We start from the raw sequence: 1,464 nt of genomic DNA on the forward strand, positions 1-1,464 counted from the left end.
GACCGCTGCGGCCCCGCCTGCAGCGCCAGCTGGATCGTCCGGTCCGCCGGCGCCGCCGATCTCGCGCTAAGCCAGCTATTTTTTGATCGACAGGCGGGGGCCGCGTTCATCGCGGCCCCCGCCTTGTGTTGACCACGATTAGAGTGTTGCTCTAGAGTAGTGCTCTAGGAGGCGTCAATGACGGCGAGCGTGCGAGACGACCTGTTGGCCGCCGGGCTGATCGTGTTCGACCGCGTCGGCTTCGAGGCTGCGACGGTCGCCGCGATCCGCACCCGGGCGCGCGCCTCCAATGGCAGCTTCTTTCATGCCTTCGGCTCGAAGAAGGAGCTCGCCGGTGCGCTGTTCCTGGAGGTCTTGCAGCACTATCACGCCGCGGTGCTGGCTGCGCTCGATCCGGTGCCGGATGCGGAGCAGGGCATCGATCGCCTGATCCGGGCGCATCTCGACTGGGTCGTGACCAGCCGGCGCGAGGCGCGCTATCTCTTCGAAATTTCCCGGAGCGAGTGGGGCGAGGATTTGCGCGACGCCCAGCGCGCGCAGAATGCGCGCCTTGCCGAAGGTATCGAGCGCTGGCGTGCGCCACTGGTTGCAAGTGGCGAACTCTTGCCGATGAAACCGGTGATGTTCGTCAGCCAGCTGATCGGTCCGGCTCAGATTTTTTGCCGCGCCTTCCTGTCGGGACGCGACCGCACCGATCCGCGCAGCGAGGCCGACACGCTGATCGCCTGCGCCATCCGTGCGCTACGGCCACCCGATCGCATCAACAAGCAATAAGGAGAGACTGCATGCGCGCCGAAGCAGATCCCGAATTCGCAGCACTTGCCGAGCACATCCAAGCCAATGTCGGCCGGCAGGGCTTCATGAACCTGGTCGGCGCCGAGCTCTCGGAACTGTCGCGCGGCACCTGCACGATCGCCGTGGATCGCCGGCCGGAGCTGCTGCAACAGCACGGCTTCTTCCACGGCGGCGTCACCGCCTTCCTGGTCGACAACGCCACCACGATCGCAGCCGCCACCTCGCGCGGTCAGCCGGCGCTGACGGCGGAATACAAGCTCAATCTGTTGTCGCCCGCGGTCGGCGAGAAGCTGATCTGCCGCGCCCGGGTGATCAAGCCGGGCCGGCAGGTGTCGGTGGTCGCGGCCGACGTGTTCTGCGTCAGCGACGGTGTCGAGAAGCACACGGCAACGGCACTGGCCTCGATCGCGATGTTGAGCGAGGACGTCGCCGCCAAAACGAAAAGCCCGGCCGCCTGAGGCGACCGGGCCCTTTTGTTCGTCATTCCGGGATGGCGCGCAAGCGCCAGACCCGGAATCTCGAGGTTCCGGGTTCGGTCCTGCGGACCGCCCCGGAACGACATGCTTCGCTTACTTCTCTTCCGCGGCCGGCGCCGGCTCGACGTCGTCGGGCTCGGCTTCCGGATCGAAGAACTCGCCGGCGGCGGCGATCGCCTCGGCGGCCGCGTCG

At 67.1% G+C, this 1,464-nt stretch carries 2 protein-coding genes; both read left to right on the forward strand.

Annotation, left to right across the window (positions count from 1 at the left end):
• The first annotated feature begins 177 nt into the window (after window positions 1-177).
• The gene (locus MOV74_RS38030; RefSeq protein WP_246932633.1) at window positions 178-774 is read left to right on the forward strand and encodes a TetR/AcrR family transcriptional regulator; all 597 of its coding nucleotides are present in this window, start codon (window positions 178-180) and stop codon (window positions 772-774) included.
• Between the two features lie 11 nt (window positions 775-785).
• Window positions 786-1,253 (forward strand): PaaI family thioesterase, encoded by a 468-nt coding sequence (locus tag MOV74_RS38035; protein WP_246932634.1) that lies wholly within the window; start codon window positions 786-788, stop codon window positions 1,251-1,253.
• Window positions 1,254-1,464 lie beyond the last annotated feature (211 nt).

The organism is Bradyrhizobium sp. SHOUNA76 (genome assembly GCF_023006445.1).
Taxonomy (GTDB): domain Bacteria; phylum Pseudomonadota; class Alphaproteobacteria; order Rhizobiales; family Xanthobacteraceae; genus Bradyrhizobium.